1 protein-coding gene and 2 pseudogenes are annotated in these 3,035 nt (G+C 69.3%); 1 reads left to right on the top strand and 2 read right to left on the bottom strand.

Features of this window, described 5'->3' with window-relative positions:
• Positions 1-169 precede the first annotated feature (169 nt).
• Entirely contained in the window at positions 170-1,624 is a 1,455-nt protein-coding gene (locus VF542_RS15505; RefSeq protein ID WP_408652597.1) for an MFS transporter, read from the bottom strand.
• A 138-nt stretch (positions 1,625-1,762) separates the two neighbouring features.
• Between VF542_RS15505 and VF542_RS15500 the strand changes: the two are divergent.
• Positions 1,763-2,842, top strand: a pseudogene (locus tag VF542_RS15500) (RNase A-like domain-containing protein); the annotation flags it as partial.
• A 54-nt stretch (positions 2,843-2,896) separates the two neighbouring features.
• On the opposite strand, the pseudogene VF542_RS15495 reads toward VF542_RS15500, so the two are convergent.
• Positions 2,897-3,035: pseudogene (locus VF542_RS15495) on the bottom strand (IS481 family transposase); the annotation flags it as partial.

The raw sequence follows: 3,035 nt of genomic DNA, 5'->3' as shown, positions 1-3,035 counted from the left end.
GCCCTGGCCCGGCTGAAGCTGAGATCAAGCGCCTCGGACACGGCTGCTCGCCGGTCGTGCACCTCGAGCACCAGGGTGCGCATCGCCGTCCAGGCCTGCGCGGCGGCGTCCGCGGCACGCCCGACCTGCGAACCGGCTGGCCATGCTGGCGAGTTGGTTACCCGGGGGGTCACGAGGTGCTCAGCATGGCCGGTTCGGCGGCGGCTGTCTCGGCGGAGAACAACTCCGCGGTCCGGTCGGCGCTGCGTTGAGCACGGCGACCGGTGCTGGCCACGCCGAGCACCAGGACGCACGCGCCCGCGCCGACGATGATCCACCAGCCCGGCCGGCTCGCCGATACCAGATCGCCGGCCATGGCACCGGAGGACCCGGTGTTGATCACCGAACCGATGATGGCCACTCCGAGCGCCGCGCCGACCTGCCGGCTGGTCGAGGCCACCGCCGCCGCCACGCCGGCCTGGGACCGCGGCATTCCGGAGACGGCGGTATTGGTGACCGGGGCGTTGACCATGCCGAAACCGATCGCGAACATCACGTAGCTGCTGACCAGCCAGCCGTAGCCGGTTGAACGGTCCAGCCCGGTGAGTGCCAGGCCGCCGGCGCACATGGCGACCCCGGCCAGGAACAGCGGCACCCTCGGGCCCCGCGAACCGACGATGCGCCCTGAGACGGGTGCGAGCAGCGCGGTGACCAGTGCCATCGGCAGCAACAACAGCCCGGCGTGCAACGCCGACAGCTGCCGGACGTCCTGCAGGTAGAGGGTGTTCAGGAACAGGAAGCCGCTGAAGGCACCGAATGCGCAGATGGCGATGACGGTGGCGGCGGAGAACGGCACGCTGCGGAAGAACCGGAGTTCGATGAGCGGATCGATCCGGCGCGGCTCGTACCGCAGCAGGGCCAGTGCCGCCAGTACGGCGAGCCCGAACAGCGCCCAGGTCTCCAGCGAACCCCATCCCGCCCGCGGGCCGTTGATGATGGCATAGGTCACCGAGGCCAGCAGGAACAGCACCAGCAGCTGGCCGATCGGGTCCACCCGCCGCGGCCGGGGCGCGCGTGACTCCGGAACGAAGAGCGCCGCGAGCACCACGGCGGCCAGCCCGATCGGCACGTTGATCCAGAAGATCGCCCGCCAGCCGACGGTTTCGGTGAGCAGGCCGCCGACGATCGGTCCGACGCCCAGGCTGATGCCGATCACGCCACCCCAGATCCCGATGGCACGGGCGCGTTCGGCCGGTTCGGTGAAGACGTTGGTGATGATCGACATCGCTACCGGATTCAGCATCGAGCCGCCGACGGCTTGCACCATCCGGAAAACGATCAGCCAGCCCAGACCGGGAGCGAGGCTGCACAGCAGCGAGCCGAGGGTGAACAGGACCAGGCCGATCTGGAACGTCCGCCGACGGCCCAGCCGATCAGCCGACGAACCGGCCAGGATCAGCAGGCTGGCCAGCACCAGGGTGTAGCTGTCGACGGTCCACTGCAACCCCTCGACGGAGGCGTTCAGATCGGTGCGGATGGAGGGCAGCGCGATGTTGACGATGGTGTTGTCCATGCCGACGATCAGCAGGCTGAGGCAGCAGATGGCCAGCACCAGCATCCGGCGTCGCTTCGTCAGCTCGGGCATCCGCCACTCCTTTGCCTCTACAACAATTGTAGCGACATAACTAACTATCTCGCCGTCCGGTGGTGATCCCACGCTCGAGCATCCCGGGCTGTGGATAACTTCCGGGGTGCTGAGCCGGACTTGCCTAGCGTGCTGCTCATGCGAGCTGCCTGCGGGACGTCAATGGGGCCTGACCGGTTCGAGCTGCCGGCTGACGGGCTGCCGGCGGCCCGGCTCTGCCTGGCGCAGCGGGTACCGGCCGGTGATCCGACCCGGCTGCGGGCCGTTGCCCGCCGGTCCGGAGCACTCGCCGCTGAGCTGCGCCGCACCGCGGATGTGCTGCTGTCCAGCGTGGAGTCCAGCCTCTGGCGCGGAGCGGCACACCAGGCCCTGGTAGCCCAGCTTCGGCTGCACGCGCCGCAGCTGTCAGTTACCGCCGACCGGTACGACGGCTATGCCACGGCGCTGAACAGCTACGCCGGTGTGCTCGACGACACGGCCGGTCAGCTGATCGGCATCCGCCGGCACTTGCAGCGACGCAGCGACGAGCTCGCGAGCCGGGGTGGCGTATCGAGTGCCGCGCTGGCCGCAGCGGTGGCCGACCCGAGCGCCGAGCTGCTGCCCCTCGCCCGGGCCTTCAAAGCCGGCTATGACCGGTGGACCGAGGGGCTGGAGCGCTGTGTCCGGGCGCTGCGGTGCGTGGACGAGCACGATCCGACCCGGGACCTGCACGGCTTCAGCGCCTTCAGTCACCAGCTGGGACACGCCGCGGCGACGGCGTTGAGCCCGTTCGAGCAGGCGGTGCTGCACCCGTCGCTGCGCAATGTCTCTGCCTGCCTGGGCGAGCTGAACGCCGGACTGTCGGTTCTGGGGCTGGGCTTGCTGTTCATCTGCCCACCGGCCGGTGCCGCCTGCTTGGCCGCCGCCACCGTCCTCGCCGTCGCACAGCTGGCGGTGGACAGCACCCGCCGAGCGCATGGTGAATCTGTCAGCGCCACCAGCCTGGGACTGGAACTGGCTGCCGCTATCCCGCTGGGCGGCAGCGCGTTCCGGTCGGTGCGGGCAGCTGAGGACGTGGTCCACCTGGTGCCGGGTGGCGGTTTGATGGCTCACGAAGCAGTTGACGACGCCCACACCCTGGCCAAGCACGTCGGGAAGTCCGAGGACTACCTGCGAAACCGGCTCGCCACCGAACCGCACATCAGAGGTGCTTCCACCTTCTACGACCGCCAGACCGCGGAGAACGCCATCTCCGGCCTGCTCAGGGAGAACCAGCGAACGGTGGACCGCTGGCTAGCTGTACTGCTCGGAGACGTTGGTGCAGCGGCTGATGGGTGGGCCGCCGATTGCGGTGTGTCGGCGGTGATGGTTGTAGTGGTGGAGCCAGGGTGTCAAGGCTGTTCGGCGGGTTCGTTCTGAGGTGTAGAGGCGC

The sequence above is a fragment of the Jatrophihabitans sp. genome, assembly GCF_036389215.1.
Lineage (GTDB): Bacteria > Actinomycetota > Actinomycetes > Mycobacteriales > Jatrophihabitantaceae > Jatrophihabitans_A.
Note: the sequence above shows the minus strand (reverse complement) of the source record. Positions and strands in the feature narration are given on the sequence as shown.

What these genes read in the sequence shown, in the direction of transcription:
- VF542_RS15505 (WP_408652597.1), bottom strand. Translation starts at nt 1,624, where the DNA reads ATGCCCGAGCTGACGAAGCGACGCCGGATGCTGGTGCTGGCCATCTGC.